Source organism: Sphaerospermopsis sp. FACHB-1194 (genome assembly GCF_014696235.1).
Lineage (GTDB): Bacteria > Cyanobacteriota > Cyanobacteriia > Cyanobacteriales > Nostocaceae > Sphaerospermopsis > Sphaerospermopsis kisseleviana.
Window position 1 is genome coordinate 12,275 of sequence record NZ_JACJPU010000007.1, and the last position, 18,934, is coordinate 31,208.

The 18,934-nt window shown below is 37.0% G+C and carries 17 protein-coding genes and 1 pseudogene; 10 read left to right on the forward strand and 8 right to left on the reverse strand.

Features of this window, described 5'->3' with window-relative positions:
- Window positions 1-7: 7 nt before the first annotated feature.
- The 5 genes and pseudogenes from H6F45_RS06000 (at window position 8) to H6F45_RS06025 (ending at window position 4,165) form a co-directional block, all read left to right on the forward strand.
- A complete protein-coding gene (locus tag H6F45_RS06000; RefSeq protein WP_137666608.1) occupies window positions 8-2,185 on the forward strand; it encodes a recombinase family protein in 2,178 nt (725 codons plus the stop codon).
- Between the two features lie 154 nt (window positions 2,186-2,339).
- Entirely contained in the window at window positions 2,340-3,005 is a 666-nt protein-coding gene (gene msrA / locus H6F45_RS06005) for a peptide-methionine (S)-S-oxide reductase MsrA (protein ID WP_096571812.1), read from the forward strand.
- 93 nt (window positions 3,006-3,098) lie between these two features.
- Window positions 3,099-3,350 (forward strand): hypothetical protein, encoded by a 252-nt coding sequence (locus H6F45_RS06010; protein ID WP_190346740.1) that lies wholly within the window; start codon window positions 3,099-3,101, stop codon window positions 3,348-3,350.
- Window positions 3,347-3,814 (forward strand): annotated as a pseudogene (locus H6F45_RS26395) (transposase family protein). The gene H6F45_RS06010 and the pseudogene H6F45_RS26395 overlap by 4 nt, the downstream one beginning before the upstream one ends.
- A 180-nt stretch (window positions 3,815-3,994) precedes the next feature.
- Window positions 3,995-4,165, forward strand: a complete 171-nt coding sequence (locus H6F45_RS06025; protein WP_190346741.1) for a hypothetical protein — start codon at window positions 3,995-3,997, stop codon at window positions 4,163-4,165.
- A gap of 501 nt (window positions 4,166-4,666) precedes the next feature.
- Here H6F45_RS06025 and H6F45_RS06030 read toward each other — a convergent pair.
- Complete coding sequence (locus H6F45_RS06030) at window positions 4,667-7,318, reverse strand: PAS domain S-box protein (protein ID WP_347237710.1); 2,652 nt, start codon at window positions 7,316-7,318, stop codon at window positions 4,667-4,669.
- A gap of 319 nt (window positions 7,319-7,637) precedes the next feature.
- Window positions 7,638-7,907: an adenylate/guanylate cyclase domain-containing protein gene (locus tag H6F45_RS06035; protein ID WP_347237715.1), complete on the reverse strand. Its 270-nt coding sequence runs from the start codon at window positions 7,905-7,907 to the stop codon at window positions 7,638-7,640.
- Window positions 7,908-8,211: 304 nt separating this feature from the next.
- Between H6F45_RS06035 and H6F45_RS06040 the strand changes: the two genes are divergently transcribed.
- Together H6F45_RS06040 and H6F45_RS06045 are read left to right on the forward strand one after the other, a co-directional pair.
- On the forward strand, window positions 8,212-9,828 hold the full coding sequence (locus H6F45_RS06040; RefSeq protein ID WP_137666108.1) for a DEAD/DEAH box helicase family protein: 1,617 nt from the start codon (window positions 8,212-8,214) through the stop codon (window positions 9,826-9,828).
- Window positions 9,758-10,978, forward strand: a complete 1,221-nt coding sequence (locus H6F45_RS06045; protein ID WP_096571815.1) for a DUF790 family protein — start codon at window positions 9,758-9,760, stop codon at window positions 10,976-10,978. Before H6F45_RS06040 ends, H6F45_RS06045 begins: the two co-directional genes overlap by 71 nt.
- 117 nt (window positions 10,979-11,095) lie before the next feature.
- On the opposite strand, the gene H6F45_RS06050 is transcribed toward H6F45_RS06045, so the two are convergent.
- Both H6F45_RS06050 and H6F45_RS06055 read right to left on the reverse strand, forming a co-directional pair.
- The gene (locus H6F45_RS06050; protein ID WP_137666107.1) at window positions 11,096-12,106 is read right to left on the reverse strand and encodes an Rpn family recombination-promoting nuclease/putative transposase; all 1,011 of its coding nucleotides are present in this window, start codon (window positions 12,104-12,106) and stop codon (window positions 11,096-11,098) included.
- A 40-nt stretch (window positions 12,107-12,146) separates the two neighbouring features.
- Entirely contained in the window at window positions 12,147-12,863 is a 717-nt protein-coding gene (locus tag H6F45_RS06055; protein WP_190346743.1) for a Uma2 family endonuclease, read from the reverse strand.
- 226 nt (window positions 12,864-13,089) lie between these two features.
- Between H6F45_RS06055 and H6F45_RS06060 the strand changes: the two genes are divergently transcribed.
- The 3 genes from H6F45_RS06060 to H6F45_RS06070 all read left to right on the forward strand — a co-directional run bounded on the left by H6F45_RS06060 (window position 13,090) and on the right by H6F45_RS06070 (window position 16,266).
- Window positions 13,090-13,428 carry a hypothetical protein gene (locus H6F45_RS06060; protein WP_187040129.1) on the forward strand — a complete coding sequence of 113 codons (339 nt, stop codon included), beginning with the start codon at window positions 13,090-13,092 and terminating at the stop codon, window positions 13,426-13,428.
- A 129-nt stretch (window positions 13,429-13,557) separates the two neighbouring features.
- Window positions 13,558-14,901, forward strand: coding sequence for a histidine phosphatase family protein (locus tag H6F45_RS06065; RefSeq protein WP_190346744.1), 1,344 nt, complete (start codon window positions 13,558-13,560; stop codon window positions 14,899-14,901).
- Between the two features lie 108 nt (window positions 14,902-15,009).
- Window positions 15,010-16,266, forward strand: coding sequence for a dihydroorotase (locus tag H6F45_RS06070; RefSeq protein WP_190346745.1), 1,257 nt, complete (start codon window positions 15,010-15,012; stop codon window positions 16,264-16,266).
- 26 nt (window positions 16,267-16,292) lie between these two features.
- Here H6F45_RS06070 and H6F45_RS06075 read toward each other — a convergent pair whose 3' ends face one another.
- The 4 genes from H6F45_RS06075 to H6F45_RS26940 all read right to left on the reverse strand — a co-directional run bounded on the left by H6F45_RS06075 (window position 16,293) and on the right by H6F45_RS26940 (window position 18,860).
- The gene (locus H6F45_RS06075; protein WP_272110409.1) at window positions 16,293-16,514 is read right to left on the reverse strand and encodes a Txe/YoeB family addiction module toxin; all 222 of its coding nucleotides are present in this window, start codon (window positions 16,512-16,514) and stop codon (window positions 16,293-16,295) included.
- A gap of 217 nt (window positions 16,515-16,731) precedes the next feature.
- Complete coding sequence (locus H6F45_RS06080; protein ID WP_137666103.1) at window positions 16,732-17,361, reverse strand: 4Fe-4S single cluster domain-containing protein; 630 nt, start codon at window positions 17,359-17,361, stop codon at window positions 16,732-16,734.
- Window positions 17,362-17,579: 218 nt separating this feature from the next.
- Window positions 17,580-18,200, reverse strand: a complete 621-nt coding sequence (locus H6F45_RS06085) for a radical SAM protein (protein WP_190346746.1) — start codon at window positions 18,198-18,200, stop codon at window positions 17,580-17,582.
- Window positions 18,201-18,734: 534 nt separating this feature from the next.
- Complete coding sequence (locus H6F45_RS26940) at window positions 18,735-18,860, reverse strand: hypothetical protein (protein ID WP_265586217.1); 126 nt, start codon at window positions 18,858-18,860, stop codon at window positions 18,735-18,737.
- Between the last annotated feature and the right edge of the window lie 74 nt (window positions 18,861-18,934).

An 18,934-nucleotide genomic window follows, 5' to 3' on the forward strand; every position in this document is an offset into this window, starting at 1 on the left:
TAGATTAGTGGTTTCAAATTCTTTTTGGATTGTTGGTACTAGCCGCAGCGGAAAAACTACTCGTTTAGCCCAACAGTTTTGTGATTGGGTGCAACAAAATGACAATCAAGATATAGAATCATTTTATCCGAAAAATCAAAATCGGAAAAAAGCTAAAAGTGCAATTAAAACCGCAAATCTTTTGCAAACAGAACCCGGTGCTTTAGTTTTAGCATCTAATGATGATAATCGCCGATTATTAACTGATAAAATTGTCACTTTAACTTCAGGAAAATACCCTATTCGAGCAAAAACAACCTTGGGTTTTATTCAAGATGAAGTGATTTTATTTTGGCCGTTATTGGTAGAATCTTTACAAATAAAAGCACAATTTCCGGTAAGATTGCGCCCAGAAACAGAGCAAGAATTAGCAACAAAGCGTTGGAATTATCAATTAGATGCTGAAACTTTGCGACGTGCAGGAGTGAATGAATATCGCTTAGTGAGGCGGATATTAGACTTATGGCAACTAGCAGCTTATAGTGGTACAGCTTGTGAAGATATTGCTAAAGTTTTACAAACAGGTTTACAAGAAAATACTAATAATCTAGAACCAGAATTTTTCACATCTTTGCTGTTAGATTGGCGGAATTGGTGTTTAAAAAGAGGATTATTAACTTATGGTTTAATTACCGAACTTTATCACCAACATTTATTAACTAATAGCGATTATCAACAACATTTAAAAAAACGTTATCAGATGATAATAGCTGATGATGTAGATGATTATCCAGCCATAGCTTATCACTTATTTGAGTTTTTATTAGATGCGGGTGCGGTGGGAGCATTTAGTTATAATTTTAATGGGGGAGTGCGTTGGGGTTTAGGTGCTGATCCTGAATATTTAAACAGGTTAGCAAAGCGTTGTCGGGTAGAAAAGTTAGTGAGTTTTCCTGAAGCTAATTTAGCTGAAACCTTGGTTCAACCGATGATAGAATTAGTCACTGAACCGATGACAATTTTAAGTTTACCAAAGTCGGTAAAATGTATTCAAACTGCTTCTCGCGCTCAACTTTTGCGACAAATAACAGATGTGATAATTAATGGAATTAAAACGGGAAAAGTAGAACCGGAAGAAATAGCAATTATCGCTCCTGGGTTAGATGCGATCGCTCGTTATAGTCTCATGGAAATATTAACCAAGCAAAATATTCAGGTAGAAGCTCTCAATGAACAACGTCCTTTAATTAGTTCACCCGCTGTCAGAGCATTACTCACCTTAATTACTTTAGTTTATCCCAATTTAGGAAGATTAGTAGATCGGGATGAAGTGGCAGAAATGTTAGTTGTTTTCAGTCACAGTCACACCAATGATGGGAAAGATGGAGAAAAAAAAGAATTTCCACAACCAAAAATTGATCCAGTGCGTGCTGGTTTAATAGCAGATCATTGTTTTGTACCCCATCCAGAAAATCCCCATTTATTAAATATTAAAACCTTTGAACGTTGGGATAGAATCGGCTATACTGCAACCACAGCTTATAATGAAATATTGGGATGGATTGAAAAACAGAAAACAGAAGTTAAAGAAAATGTAATTTACACACCAGTTAATCTTTTATATCAAGCAATGCAAGACTTTTTGTGTAAAGATAATTATACACCATTTCCAACATTAGCAGCATTACGAGAATTATTAGAAACTGCTCAACATTATTGGGAAATAGACACCAGGTTAAAACAAACAATTACCAACTCAATAATACAAAATAATACCATTGCCGAGTTTATTCAACTATTGCGACGTGGTACAATTACTGCTAATCCCTACCCCATTCGTCCTATAGGAAAAGCAAAAAAAGCCATTACCTTAGCTACCATTTTCCAATATCGTGCTAGTCATAGAGATCACAAATGGCATTTTTGGCTAGATGCGGGTTCACCTCTTTGGGCTAAAGGTGGTGCAGCTACTTTATTTGGTGCTACTTTATTTTTACAAGATAGGTTAGGAAAACCTTGGACAGCAGCAGATGAACAAGCAGCAGAAACGCAAAGATTACGTCGCATTATTGCAGATTTACTAGCGCGTGTTTCCCAAAGAGTTTATTTATGTCACAGTGATTTAGCTGTCAATGGACAAGAACAAATGGGTCCATTATTACCTTTAGTTCATGCTTGTGATGTAATAGAAAATGAACGCAGATGAAATTAGATGAATGAATGGATTTGATGATTTTGTGTAACTTCGCAACAAGTTGGTTTTAGAGGTTTAATCATAATTATTATCTATATTTCCAGCAATCACCAAAATCCTTACAATATAAAGGTAAAGCCATCATACATAAAATACATCAAAAACAATGGGATTATTCGGATTTGGTAAAAAAGTGGCAATGCCCACACCTACACAAGCACTGCCAGGACGCACAGAAAAAATGCCCGTACCTGCAACACACTTTGTCAACAAAAACCCCTTAAAACCTCCGTTTCCTGAAGGTATGGAAACTGCGATGTTTGGTTTAGGGTGTTTTTGGGGTGCAGAACGCAAGTTTTGGCAACAAAACGGAGTTTACAGCACTGCGGTTGGTTATGCTGCTGGTTACACACCCAACCCCACCTATAGGGAAGTTTGCACTGGTATGACCGGTCACAATGAAGTGGTGTTTGTGGTGTTTGATCCCAAAGTTATTAGTTATTCCCAACTGTTAAAAGTCTTTTGGGAAAGTCATGATCCCACCCAAGGGATGCGTCAAGGTAATGATGTCGGTACTCAATACCGTTCTGGTATTTATGTTTATTCCCCAGAACAAAAACAACTAGCGGAAGCTTCCAAGGATGCTTATGAACAAGCGTTAGTAAAAGCAGGTTATGGCAAAATTACCACAGAAATTTTAGATGCACCTGAGTTTTATTATGCTGAAGATTACCATCAGCAGTATTTAGCTAAAAATCCCGGTGGTTATTGTGGTTTAGGTGGTACTAATGTTGCTTGTCCTGTGGGTGTGTTTGAAACTTCAGTGAGTTAGAAGCTTAGGTGACAGGTGACAGGTGACAGGTGACAGTAAGAAGGCAAGAGGCAAGAAGCAAAAGGCAAGAAGCAAAAGGCAAGAGAAAGAAGAATGAAAGAATCAAGAACTAATTTTTCTTCTCCTGCTTCTCCTGCTTGCCCTGTTCCCTGCTTCCTGCTCCCTGCCCCCTCTCGTTCCCATACAGAGTATGGGAATGAATTTTTAAAGGCTCCTTGGGGAGGTGTAGATACAGTATTTTCCTCCGTAAACTTCACTTTGGGATTTGGACTAGAACACCTGACATTAACTGGTACTGCTAATATTAATGGTACAGGGAATGGCAATAACAATGTGAAGCTATAGAAAGACCTGAAGACAATGATGAGCAAAAAAGATACTATTCGGGAAAGAAGAAATATCACTCATTTAAAAATCAAGTTGTCACCATGCCAAAAGGAGGAGATATAGTAGATGTGACGGTAGGAATGCCAGGACGGACTAGCGATATTTCTTTGTTTAGAGGTTAACAAGAAAAATTTGATTCTGGACAGAGATTTCAAGGAGATAAAGCTTATATAGGTGGAGATAATATGACTACACCTAAGAAAAAGCCCAAAAATAAAGAATTAACGGATGAACAAAAAGAAGCAAATAAAAAGCTGTCTAGTAAACGAATTTTTGTAGAGCATATCATCAGAATTATTAAAATATTTCGCATAGCATCATCAAGATTTCGTCTTCATAAAGATACTTATGAAAAAGTAATATTGACGATTTGTGGATTGGTGAGGTTACGAATTGATTCTCTAGTTTTACCAAATTTATGATATGTGTTAAAAGTATGCAGATGATGAAATAACCATCGGCATTTTTTCCGGGCTATACTAACAGTAACTATCTCTAGCCCTGATGATTACGTCAAGTCTGGCTGAAATGAGAACATCCTCAAAGCCCGACACAGACTGCCTTTTTAATTTTCGGACAGGTCTAATGATGATCTGTTAGAGGTGACAGATAATTTGCTCAATGATTTAGATGCAGGTACTCGTAACATCACTTCGGCTTCGCTCAGTACAAGTGCTGACAGGGCAATAACCGAACTCCCAGATAATGTTCGTGGTATTGATACAACAAAACTGGCAGCAATGGCGATCACCTTTGAAGTTTTAAGGGGTTGAAAAACGTAATCCCTAGAATCCCCGATTTTTATTGTATAAATTGGGTGAGTGAAGCTGATTTTAGTAGACCAAACTAAAGTATTAATTGTTAGTGATGGAGGAGCATGAGACACAAAAAAGTATTACTCAGGTAAAAAGAAAACTCATACTAGAACACCGATTCATTAATCGTAAGGGCGTATAGCATTCGGACAGAATATGAACTGGTTTCAGCAATAGGTTATCACCCGAATGCTTCACCCCTACAAGGTAAAATCAAATTACTTAGTATTACTGAATCGACGCTCTAGAAAAAACCAGCTAATTGTCCTACCAAATGGTAAAGATATTGTAAGTAAGTCGGCATGAAAAAAACAAGTTATGTAACAAAATGTAAAATGCCTAAAAACCTCATCCCTCCTGCCTTCTGCCTTCTGCCTCCTGCCTTGCCACAACGATAAATTTCAACGCCTACCTACTTAACCAATTACCCATTATCAATTATCAATTACCAATTATCAATTATCCTGTTCTTCCCGCTAAATTAGCAACCACCGCTGCTAATTCTCCAGGATTCACTGGTTTAGGAATATGTAATTGAAAACCTGCTAATAAAGCTTGGGTCCGGTCTTCTGATCTAGCATAAGCTGTTAATGCCACTGCGGGAATTTTCCCTCCTTCATTACTAGGAAGACTTCTGACTTTACGAATTAATGTATAGCCATCTTCTTCTGGCATTCCAATGTCACTAATTAATATATCTGGATGGAATTGTGATAAAGCTGTCATTGCTTCTTGAGTAGAGGCAACAGCAGTCACTTGAGCGCCATATTGTCCTAAAATTGTAGTTAGTAAATTCCTTGTATCTGCTTCATCATCCACTACCAAAACTCGCACATTTTCCAAGATTGATAATTGGTAATTCACAGATTCGCTATTTGTGAGAAATGGTTGTGATTTGGGTGTATCATCTTCATTAATCACGGCTTTCATTGGTAAATTGACAATGAAAGTTGCACCTTGTTCTAGTCCTGGACTGGTAGCGAAAACTTTACCTCCGTGCAGTTCTACTAAATGCCGGACTATAGCTAATCCTAATCCTAATCCACCATGCGATCGCGTAGTTGAACTATCAGCTTGACAAAAACGCTCAAATACATGAGGTAGAAATTCGGTAGCAATTCCCGCACCATTATCACTGACTTGAATCTGCACACGGGACTTAATGCGCTGTATTTTTACCTCCACTTTTCCCCCCTTGGGTGTAAATTTTACAGCATTGGAAAGCAAATTCCAAACTATTTGTTGCAAGCGGTTAGCATCACCTATCACTACTCCCACTGCTGGATCAAATTCCGACTCAATGCAAATATGTTTAGCATCCGCAGCAGGACGCACTGTGTCTATTGCTGCTTCTATTACTGGTACGATTTCCACTGAGGACATATTTAAACGCAGTTTACCACGAATAATCCGAGAAACATCTAATACATCTTCAATTAACTGAGATAAAGACCGACTATTGCGATCAATTGTTTCCAATGCTCTAGCAGTGGTAGCTTCATCAAATTTACGCCTTCTGAGCAACTGTGTCCATCCTAACATGGCATTGAGGGGGGTGCGGAGTTCGTGGGATAGTGTGGCTAAAAATTCATCTTTGATGCGGTTAGCTGCTTCTGCTTCAGTTCTTGCTGCTTTTTCTCGCGCTAGTATTTGTTCTCGTTCTTGTTCTGCTTGCTTGCGTTCTGTAATATCAATCATAAACCCATGTATCTGTTTTGGTCCATCTTTACTCCGCACCACATTCACAATGTCATATAACCAAACCACTCTGCCATCTGCGGCTAACATTCTATATTCAAATTCGTAATTTTCCTCGGTTTGTGAATTCATCAGGCAATACTTAACTGCCCACTCTTTGTCTTCAGGATGGATATGTTCTTCCCAAAAATTATCACTGTAACAATCAGTTAATGAATAACCGAGTATTTCTTCTGTTTGCAGACCAATGTATGTAAAATTTCCAGTTTTAGGATCTGCTTCCCAAGGAATGACGCGCACTTTTTCTGTTAATTTGCGGAATTTTTCTTCGCTTTGTTTGAGAGCATTTTCAGCTTGCTTTTGTTCTGTAATATCTCTAATGAGGGCAACAAATCCTTCTACTTTTCCTTGCTGATTGAATTGGGGAATATAAGTAACGCTGGTATCATGAATTGTACCATTTTGATGCAAGAGTTTCGTTTCATAAGTGACTTGATTTCCAGATAATACTGTTTTTACATAAGGAACAATTTTTTTATAAACTGACTCTCCTAAGATTTCTTTTATGTGTTTTCCATAAATTTCAGCAATAGGTATACCAAACCATTCTTCATATCTTTTATTATTAAAACGATAACGCTGTTGAGCATCTACATAGGAAATCTGTACTGGTAAAGAATCGGTAATCAAGCGCAGTTGTTCTTCCTGTTTTCTCAGGGAATCTTCTGCTTTTTTGCGCTCGCTCACATCAACAACAAAACCAATTACTTGATCTGAATTATCTTCTAATAAAGCTAAACCAAGTAAAACATTAACCAGACTACCATCTTTGCGGATATATTGTTTTTCAAAAGGTTGACAAACTCCTTGGTCTCTCAGTTCCACTATTGAGCGATCGCTTTTTTCCAGATATTCTGGAGGTGTCATTTTTCGGCAGTTTATTCTTCCTGCTAGTAGTTCTTCTCGTGTATAACCTACCATGTTTAAAAAGGCATCATTCGCTTCTAAAATACCGCCTTGCATATCGGTTATAATCACTCCAATGATGTTGGCATCTTTTAACCTGCGAAATCTCGCTTCACTTGCTGCTAGGTGTTTAAAACTTATTTCTAATTTCTGCTTAGAAGTACGTAATTCTGAGTTTAGCCAACTGATAAACATTGTCACCAGCGTAAACAATCCTAACTTAATGATACTGTCTGGACTGTCAACAGAAAATGAAAATTGGGGATTGATAAAAAAGTATTTAACAAGTAGAGCCGACAAAACAGTAGCTAATAACCCAGACTTAATGCCACCATACCAGGTACTCACTGCTATAGCCGCAAAAAATATCAGAAAGATAGAGCGATCTAAAAATGGCTCTAACAGGAATGTTAATACCAAGGCGATACCAACACATAAAATGGACACAAAATAGTTTGATAGAAGAGAAATTTTTCCTTTCAATTTAGCATCTCCTCTGGTGCTGCAAGCTACTTGCAGTCATGAAATTTGTAAGCGACAGGAATATAGATCCAGACCTATTATGCAACAGGACAATACAAAGCTTACATTTCTGGAATAGGAATCTACCTAAAGTAGTAAAAATCAATGCAAACAAACCTTTTCTAGTATAGTATACTTTCTCTGATTTAAATTATATTGTTAGCGGTGCTGATAGCAACAGAAATTATTGATTTAGGACTTACGTAAGATGTGACTGAAAACCTTATTCTTGCGTAGGGGTAATTCATGAATTACCCCTACTTTCGTTCCCTTTTGCGTAAGTCCCGTTATTAAATTTTGCTCCTAGACGGATACGAAATGATTGATTTTGTTCTTCGTTAAACTTAGCTACAGCTTGTTGCATATCTAAAGCCATATTTGCTATGGACATAGGATGATCACTGCGATGATTAGGTAATCCAGCAACTGTCATGTAAGCATCACCAATAGTTTTGATTTTTTTGACTCCATGCAGTTCGTCTAATTCATCAAATAAGCAGAATATTTCGTTAATAAATAAATGCTATTTTCTACATACAAATATAAAGGATGCTTAATTAAATTTAAATTTATTCAGCAAGCCCTACTTAAAGAAAAAATTGTTCCTATCCAACTCTTGAAACTGTCACCGTGGCGTAGCACCTGTCACCTGTCACTGGTCATTCACAGATAACTTTTTCAGCAAACCCTATTTGCAAGTCCGATATTTCGGAAGTTAACAGCGCCTCTAGTTGGTTTATACCAAAATTTCTTTTGGGAATCATGCACTTTTTGGGTTATGAGTAATTAAAGATGAATGAGTTGGGAGAAAACCTAACATGGGTCGCAACCCCACTTTAACTTTTGATCGTGGTACGTTAATTTTACATCCTCCTCCACGCTGCAAAGCTTGGATAGATTTTGCTACCTGGGATGATAGAATTGAAAAATTCCGCATTCCCGCGATTAGATACCGTTGTTTAGTCGAAGCTCTGCAAGCAGAAGATACTTTTTTTATTGATGAGGCTAAGGAATTTTCTCCTTTGGAGTTAGTCGCTAGTTTAGAAATGACTCCCTATCCCCACCAAAATGAGGCTTTAGCGGCTTGGAAGTTGGCAGGTAGACAGGGTGTGGTGGTGCTACCCACGGCAGCGGGTAAGACTTATTTGGCACAAATGGCCATGGAAGCAACACCCCGCACTACTTTAATTGTTGTTCCAACTTTGGATTTAATGCACCAGTGGTATGCACACCTAAAAGCGGCTTTTCCTGATATGGAGTTAGGTTTGTTGGGTGGTGGTTCACGGGATAGAACACCGATTTTAGTGGCAACTTATGATAGTGCGGCTATTCATGCGGAAAGTTTGGGTAATAAATATGCGCTGATTATTTTTGATGAATGTCATCATTTACCTACAGATTTTAATCGAGTGATTGCGGAATATGCGATCGCACCTTATCGTTTAGGACTTTCTGCTACACCAGAACGCACCGATGGCAAACACGCTGATTTAAATATTCTCATCGGTAGAGAAGTTTATCGGCAGCGTGCTGAAGATTTGGCAGGTAAGGCTTTAGCAGAACATCAAGTTATACAGATAAAAGTCAAATTATCTCAACTTGAAAGAGAAAGATATAATCAGTTAATTCAAACTCGGAATGATTTTTTAAAGCAATCTCGCATTTCTTTGGGCAGTTTGCAAGGTTGGCAAACTTTTGTCCAAATGAGTGCGCGATCGCAAAATGGACGCAGAGCAATGTTAGCACATCGTCAAGCTAAAGAAATCGCTCTGGGGACTGATGGGAAGTTAAGAATTCTTGCTGATTTATTAGCTGAACATTACCCCTCTAGAGTGTTGATTTTTACGGCTGATAATGCTACGGTTTACCGTATTTCGGGTGAGTTGTTAATTCCTGCTATTACTCATCAAACTCCTGTGAAAGAACGGCATGAAATTTTAACTAAGTTTAAGGAGGGTATTTATAATACTTTGGTGGCTTCTCATGTTTTAAATGAGGGTGTTGATGTTCCTTCTGCTTCTATAGCAATTATTCTTTCTGGGACTGGTTCTGCAAGGGAATATATCCAGCGTTTGGGTCGGGTTTTACGTAAGGGAAATATGGAAAATAAACAGGCGATTTTATATGAAGTTGTGGCGGAAGATACGAGTGAGGAGGGTACTTCGGCTAGAAGACGAGGTTTAAGAGGGAATGAACCGCAAAGTACGCAAAGTACGCAAAGTCAGGAGGAGAAGAAAGAGGATAAGAAGAAGGATAGAAGGGGTAATTTAAGGGTTGTTTATGGGGGTGGTAAGGAAAGAGAAAATCAAAGGGATTTGCGGGCGGCTGAACAGTTGGAAATTAATTATTCTCTTAATAAGAAAAATGTTGACAACGGAGTTATTGATTCATCGTCAAAATGGGGAGGAAATTATCCCGAAGAGACTGAAACTTGATGATAAACATTTGGGTTTAGCTAGTGATTTAATTCAGTTTTTTCAGGATGCTGTGAGGAAGTCTCAAGGGGTTCTTGAACGTCAATTGGCTGATTTTGAAGGTGATACTACTGATTATCGAATGAAGCGCGGTTTGGCTTATATTCTGAAAAGTAGTTTCTGCACTTTTGAGGTTGTGAGTCCTCTTGAACCTGCTATGTTAAGAGAACGGGTGTTTTCTCTGGCTGCAAAATCTGTTTCTAGTCGGGAAAATACAGAGGTAATTTTAACTAAAATTTCTGATGATTTAAGTCGGGAATTACAACGGGAAGTTTTACCTGTTCATGTTCATGAAGGTCTTTATGCTGATTTATCGGAAAATAAAATTTTAACCTCTTTTGATGCTCCTAAACCTGAAGATTTATTACATCGTTATAATTTGTCTCAGGTACAAGGTGTGTTTTATAAAGCTACTCATTTGGTGTTAAATGCTCATCGCAATGTACCAGGAGAATATAAGTTATTGTTCCGTTATTTGAAGTTGTTTCAGTTAATGGCTTATATTGAAGGTGATGCGGATCATGGTTTTACTATTAGTATTGATGGTCCGACAAGTTTGTTTAGTCCTAGTACCCGTTATGGTTTGGCGATCGCTAAATTAATTCCTGCTTTACTTCATGTGACAAAATGGAGTTTATCCGCAACTTTACAAACACGAGATTTTTATACTAATGAATGGAAAACTGGCAGGTTTACACTCAATTCTGAATGTGGTTTAGTCTCTCACTATCCTCAAGGTAAGCCTTATGATAGTATGTTAGAACAATCTTTTGCTGATAAATGGGATAATTTAAAAAGTGGTTGGATTTTAGAACGGGAAGTTGATTTAATTCCTATTCCTGGAAGTGTGATGATTCCCGATTTTCGGCTGGTACATCCTGATGGTAGAACTTTTTTATTAGAAATTGTCGGTTATTGGCGACCAGAATATTTACAAAAAAAATTTTCTCAAGTACGCCGTGCTAATTGTGATAATTTAATATTAGCTATTTCGGAAAGATTGAATTTAGAAAAAGCAGGTGTAAAATTAGATAATGTCCCTGCTAGAATTGTTTGGTTTAAAGAAAAATTATTACCCAAAGCAGTTTTAGCGGTAATGGGTGATGGGTAATTGGTAATTGGTAATTGGTAATTGGTAATTAGTAATAACACCCAGATCCCCGACTTCTGCGTTCAAGTCACAATTTATTGACAGGATAATAAAAGGAAATTGGGGATCTGATGACTCTTAATTATTACTGCTCAAATTCTCATTAATTAACTGTTGAAATTCCTCTAAAGAATTGATGCTAATGCTGGGTAAAAGTAAGGTTTCTAATACAGACATATCATCAATTTGATTGATAGATTTGACGAGGTCATCTGGTAAAATATCAAAACGATTTTGCAGAATTTTGATAATATCTTGTTTGCGTGTTTCTTTTGCTCCTATTTGCTGACCAATTTGTTGCCCAATTTGTTGACCAATTTGTTGACCAATTTGTTGACCTCTTTCTAGTGCCATTTCTTCTATTGTGCTTAAAAAAGGCATATTGCGCTCCTTTTCGTATTGATTAAGTTTATTTTTAAATTCCAGTTCTAGTTGTGTTGGTAAAGTCATCATTTTATCAAGAAACTTACCTAAATTAATGATATCAAATTTAGTTAAGCCCCTTTCATACAAACTTCTGACTAAATTCCATTTCCATTGTTCTCTTTGGGTTAAATTGCTAGTAGTAGCTTTGGTTTTTAAATGCGCCATGACTACTGTAGCAAAAACATTATCACTAGCTTCTAATTGCTCCCACTGATAATCTAAGAGTTTCACGTTACTGAAAGTCATTTTAACTTGGCTTTCTCCCATGCCGTATTCATAAGAATTGGGTCGCCAAGTTTTACTCTCATCTCCTAGTATAGCTAAACTGATGACGGGTTTATGATATAAATCAAAGGCGCGATAGTTATAGATAAACATTCGCTGGGAAAATTCTTTATCATATTGGCTTTGTACCTCAATATGAATCAAAATCCAAACTTCTTGGTTATCTAGTAACCAAACCTTATACAATTTATCAGCATAGCGTTTTTCTGTTTGGGAAGATGCTGTAATTTGCTCTAATTCTTTATCGAGGGAAATCGGGGTTTTTTGCCAATTAATTTGTTGATGAAGATGGGGGTAAAAGAAAGATACAAAAGATTCAAAGTATTCTGATATTGCTTCTTTCCATGTTTCGTCATAATTAGCGGTAGTTTCATTCATTCAAGCACCTGGGAAAAATCTATTACTTACTAAGTATTTACTAAATATTAGGATCTATACCATGAGAACGTAATATTTCTTCTAAACGTTGCGATCGCAATCTTTCAGATTCAGCTTTTTTCCTTTCAAATTCTGCCCGTTCCCTTTCCTGTTGCAGTAGTTCTTCTGCTGTTAAATATCTCTTTCGTTGTTCATCATACCAATATAACCATTCTCTGGTAATTCCTTGATATTTTCCTTCTTCTCTACCTATTCCTAAATTCAATTCTGATAACCATACTGCTTCACCTGGCAATAATTGATATTTGCCATTTTCTAATTTATAAACCTCTAACTTTTGTTTCCTTTTTCTTAATGGGTTATAAATCACATAATATAAAATTCCTAATTCTGCATATTCTTGTTTCTTTTGGGTATATTCTCCCCTTCTAGTTTGAGATACTACTTCTAACACCATGATTGGTAGTTTTTGTTCTTCCCATAACACATAGGATAAACGTAAATCTGAGTCAATAATTCTCGGTACACCAATACTCAGAAATCCATCTGGTACTATTGCTGGTTTATCTGGATCATAATATATTCCCATATCTACGCCAAAAAACCAATCCATTCTTTCTGACCAAATTAAGGCGAGTATGGTTTTTAGTAACCCTGGTATTAAGTCTTGTAATTCGTTATCGACTGGTGTATCGTCTGAATCTGGTAAGTCTTCAGCAGAGGGTAAACATTGCCGAGTATCATATTTTAATAACATATCTTCTCAAACCAATCAATGTTTCTTTTTTACAATATAACATATATAATACATCAAGAATCATTGAATGCAGATAAACACAGATAAAGATGAATAATTAATTCAATGTCCAAAATATAAAATTTTCCTTAATTTTAAATTATATGTAATTAGCATTACAAATCTATCTGGGGCATGATTTATAATTATCCCCAGTTAGAATATTTTTATGAAAAAACTCAAAATCATGAAAACTAAAATTTCTGTCATTTTAACAATTGTAGCGGCTGTTTTTGGTGTGAATAGTGCCGTTTATGCACAATCAACTGAGCAAGTTAATCAAGGAAATTTTACTTTAAAAAGTGATTCTTTAGTTGATGTTAATGATCGTCGTGCAGAAAATGATTTTAGCAGATTTTTTAATCAACAAAATAATCAAGGTACGGAAAATAATACTTCTGAAGAATTGCCCTTGAGTGAATCAATCACAATTCCTGCTACTCTTATTTTTCTGCAACCAGCAAATCAAAATTTGAATGAAAATGATGGTCTGCAACTACAGTTAGATTTAAGTGATAACCAATAGGAATAATTGGTAATGGGTAATGGGTAAAAACTGTCACCTGTCACCTGTCACCTAATTTCTGACTCCCAAAAGATAATTTGGCAACATTTTGCAGTAAAATTAATACTTTGGAGAGAAGAGGTTTTTTTAATGACTCGTGTCATCATTGTGCGTCATGGTCAAAGTACATATAACATTGAAAGACGTATCCAAGGACGTACTGATGCGTCAACTTTAACGGAAAAAGGTCAAGACGATGCTAGGAAAACGGGTAAAGCTCTGAGTAATATAGCATTTAAGGCTATTTACACCAGTCCCCTGAACCGCGCTAAAACAACAGCAGAAATTATTTGCAGTGAGTTAGTGGAAAAGTTTGGGGAAATACAAGTTTCCGAAAATTTAGTAGAAGTAGACTTACCCTTATGGGCGGGAATGTTATCTATTGATGTCAAAGAGAAATTCCCTGATGATTATAGTATATGGAAAAAACGTCCCCATGAATTGCGGATGATGATTAATGATGCAGATGGGACAAGAGAACATTTTCCAGTTTTAGCTTTATACGCACAAGCACAGCAGTTTTGGCAAGAAATTTTACCCCGTCATCAAGGGGAAACTATTCTTATAGTTGGACATAATGGTATTAACCGAGCTTTAATTAGTACGGCTTTGGGTATTCCTCCTAGTGGTTATCATGGACTACAACAGTCTAACTGTAACATTAGTGTGTTAAATTTTGCTGGTGGTTTGGGTGAACCTGTGCAGTTAGAATCAATGAATCAAACGCAACACCTGGGAGATACTTTACCGAGTTTACGCCCCAATCATCAAGGATTTAGGTTATTATTAGTACGTCACGGCGAAACCGAATGGAATCGTCAAGGTAAGTTTCAAGGGCAAATTGATGTACCTTTGAATGATAATGGCAGAAGCCAAGCGGGAAAAGCTGGGGAGTTTCTCAAAGATGTGACATTTGATTTTGCTTTTAGTAGCACTATGGCACGTCCCAAAGAAACCGCAGAAATTATTCTTAAACACCATTCTCAGATTAATTTGCAGTTATTGGACGGTTTAAGAGAAATTAGTCACGGAACCTGGGAAGGTAAATTTGAATCAGAAATAGAACAGGAATTTCCCGGAGAGTTGGAAAGGTGGCGCACTGTTCCGGCTGAGGTGCAAATGCCAGAAGGGGAAAATTTACAACAGGTACATGAACGCAGTGTAGCCGCTTGGCAGTCAATATTAGCAACTGCTGAGAAAAATCAGTTACAAACGGGCTTAGTGGTTGCCCACGATGCGACTAATAAAACTTTGCTTTGTCATATTCTAGGATTATCACTGGAAAATTTCTGGAATTTCCGTCAAGGTAATGGGGCTGTGAGTGTCATTGATTACCCTAATGGTGCTGGTGGTTTACCCGTGTTGCAAGCGATGAATATTACTGGTCATTTAAGTGGTGGTGTGTTAGATAAGACAGCCGCAGGAGCATTATAATTGCGCTGATTAGCATATCTGGGGCGGGCAAGATGCCCACCCCACATTATATTCTTCCCTAATCACCAACTACCAATTAGAACAGATATTTTAAGTATTAAAACAGACATGATAAATGAACTTCTACAACAAGTAAGGGTAATTGATCCGGTTTCGGAAACTGACCAAATAGCCGATGTATTAATTGCTGAGGGTCAAATTAAAGCGATCGCTCCCCAAATTTCCGATATTAGCGCCGATACTGTTATTAAAGATTGTCGGGGTTTAGTTGTAGGTACTGGTTTAGTTGATTTATATAGTCATTCCAGCGAACCAGGGTTTGAAGAAAGAGAAACTTTGGTTTCTTTGTTGCAAGCTGCATCTGCTGGTGGTTTTACGAGGGTAACAGTATTACCAGACACAAATCCAGCTATTGATAATCCCGCTTTAGTGGCACAGTTACAGCAAAAAAGAGTAGAGAAAGGTTCACCCCATCTTCAGGTTTGGGGGGGAATGACTTTAGATTTAGCTGGTAAACAGTTAACTGAGTTTGCGGATTTAGTTACTACTGGGGTTGTGGGTTTTACGGATGGGAAACCTTGGGAAAATTTGGGTATAGTCAGACGGGTTTTAGAATATCTGCAACCTTTTGGTAAAGTTGTGGCGTTTTCTCCCTGCGATCGCTCTTTGTCTTTAAATGGTACAATCCGAGAAGGTGCGGAGGCGTTGCGTATCGGTTTACCCCCTGTTCCTCCTAGTGCGGAAACAAGTGCGATCGCTGCTTTATTGGAATTAGTCGCGGAAATTAGGACACCTGTACATATTATGCGGGTTTCTACTTCCCGGAGTGTGGAATTAATTGCTACTGCAAAATTTCAGGGTTTACCAGTGACAGCTAGTACCACTTGGATGCACCTGTTATTGAACACCGCAGATATTAAGAGTTATCATACTAGCTTGCATTTAGAACCACCTTTAGGTAATGCTACTGATGTTAAAGCTTTGCGTGCTGGTGTGCGTGGAGGTGTAATAGATGCGATCGCTATTGATCATGCAGCGTTCACCTATGAAGAGAAAGTACAAGCTTTTGCAGAGTCCCCAGCGGGGGCAATTGGTTTAGAATTAGCATTACCATTATTGTGGCAAAATCTGGTAGAAACTGGGGAATTTACAGCTGTAGAATTATGGCGAGTTTTGAGTAATAAAGCCGCAGCTTGTTTACAACAAGAAATGAAAGCGATTAAACCCGGTGAAAAAGCAGAATTGACATTATTTGATCCTGAAAAAATCTGGACAGTAAATAGACAAAATCTTTGTTCACTTGCTGATAATACACCTTGGTTTGGCAAAGAAATTAAAGGTCGGGTTGTACAAACTTGGTGTTAATTTCATTTATCAGTTATTAGTTTTCATCAGTCATAATGATATTTACAGGACAGAATAATCAATACATCTTCTTCAACTTTGTAAACTAACCTATGTTCATCTGTAATTCGTCGTGACCAATAACCTTGTAATTCATATTTTAGAGGTTCTGGTTTACCTATACCAGAAAATGGTTCTCTTTGGATATCTTTAATTAGTTCTAGGATTTTCTTAAAAACTTCTGATAAAGTCAGATGTAGTAATTTTATTGTAACTTGCTTTGAGGCAGTTTGGCAATGAATTAGGTAGTGGGAGTTTCATTATTATATTCATAGATGTCCTAAAAACGTTAAGCATTCAGCCGTCAGCTATCAGCAGTCAGCAATAAAGAAGAAAACTATCAATAATAGGCTGGAAATTGATCTCATTAACTCAGTATCTCTCTGACTGAAAAATAGCTGATTACTGATAGCTGAATGCTTACGATTAGGTTAATTCTAACCAACCTTGATAACCGGTCACAATGCGATCGCCATCTTTGAGAATATGAACTTCTATTTGATCACTCGCCCAACTAATTTGATCTTTAAATTCTGGGTTAAAAACATGAACTTTTTGATTTCTGGAAGAAACCGGAGACAAAGGAGAATTAATAGCTAAAGACTGGACAAAAGGACCATCTATTAAAATATCTAATTCTGCTAATAATTCCTGAGAACCAGGAGGTGCAGATTCAGATTGTAATTCTTTTAAAGTAAAACCAGTAAAAGCCATCACATTTAAACCAGCGGCTTTAACTTTATGTGCTAAACTAGCTAATGCGGAAGCTTGCCAAAATGGTTCTCCACCAGAAAAAGTTACACCTGTATTATGGGGGTTTTTAATAATATCTTCCGCTAGTTTATCAATCGCAACTAATTGATTTATTTCAAATTCCCAAGATGCGGGATTAAAACAACCTTCACACTCACGCGGACAACCTTGCACCCAAACCACAGCGCGACAACCAGGACCATTCACTTCTGATTTATCAACATAACCCATGATGTTAAGATAACCATCGGGAATTTGTTTCAGTGCTGATAAGATTTCTGTTGTTGTTTTTGTTGTTGCCATATTTATGTAACTCGTGAAAAATACAACTGTAAGCAAGTAGGTAATAGGTAATAGGTAATAGGTAATAGGTAATAGGTAATAGGTAATAGGTAATAGGTAATAGGTAATAGGTAATAGGTAATAGGTAATAGGTAATAGGTAATAGGTAATAGGTAATAGGTAATAGGAAAAAATAAAATTGATTACCCAGTCACCAGTCCCCAGTCACCAGTCCCCAGTCACCAGTCCCCAGTCACCAGTCCCCAGTCACCAGTCCCCAGTCCCCAGTCCCCAGTCACCGTTTGTATTGCCATTCTTCCCTGATATTCTTGTCTAAATTGTGTAATTCCTTCAATAATATTTGGTAAATCAATTGTCTCTAGAGGACGATTAATTTGCTGTAGTTTATTTGACGAAACAGCATCCAGTTTAACGGCAACAATATCCGCTATTGATAAAGCTTGACGGACTAATTTATCACCTAACAATGTGCTATTAGTTAATACTTTAGTTAATACTACTGCTGGTTCTTTAAAGATTTCTTTTGTAGCTGTGAGAATTTCAGCTAAATTTAATGCTAAAGTAGGTTCACCACTACCACTAAAAGTTACTACATCTAATGGTATTTGTCGGAGTGCGATCGCTTGCAATTCTGAGATAATTTGGCTAGTAGGTATAAACATCTGTCGCTGAGTTGTTTGGTGTTGAATATTCCCTAACTGACAATAAACGCAGTTAAAGGAACAGGTAGATATTATCCCTATAGGATCAATACCAAGCGATCGCCCAAATCTCCACGATTTTACCGGTCCATAAACTGCGGTACAGTGAGGTTTTTCTACAGATAGTGACTCACTCATAACTACCTCACAACTTAGCCTAATTTGATATAGCAGGTGACAGTTTACAAATCAAATTACAAGTCAAAATTCATGCGTTCAAAAGTCGAAAGTTTTACCTATTGATAAATCAAGAGGATTGAACGATGTCTAAAGACTTACGCTTCACAAAAAGACTGTTTCAACCAATCTTATTGAGAATTTATCATTAGTTTGTGAGGAAGTTGTGAGGTAAATTTTCTTATCTTTTGGTAGTGAATACAGTTGTAAACATCATCACCATACCACCTAAAAGAATAGCAATCGCTAATCCTCCTGTGAGCAAATCTAACGTATTATTATCTATGTTCATTGTTTAATCAGTCCCAAATTTACTAAAAATTTACTGTTATTTTCTGAGTAAATCACTATTTTTACAAATGCAATTATATCATATCTTGTGAAATACTTATCATATTTGTTGGGGGTGGTAATTGGTAATGGGTAATTGGTAATTGTAAGAAGGCAATTATAGCTGTAGTTAAGAATTTTCTTAATTGTAGAAAAAAATCATAGTTACGAATAAAAAAAATGATTACCTGGAAATTTATGTAAAGAAAAACCAGCATTTGTATGTTCTTGCCATGATTCTAATTCATAATCAGTAAATGCTGGATCTTGTAAACCGCCAAAAACACTCATAGGAAAATCAAAAGCTGGTTTTGTTGGTCATAATAGGGTTTGGGTGCTGTTAAATAATATTTTTTAAACATATT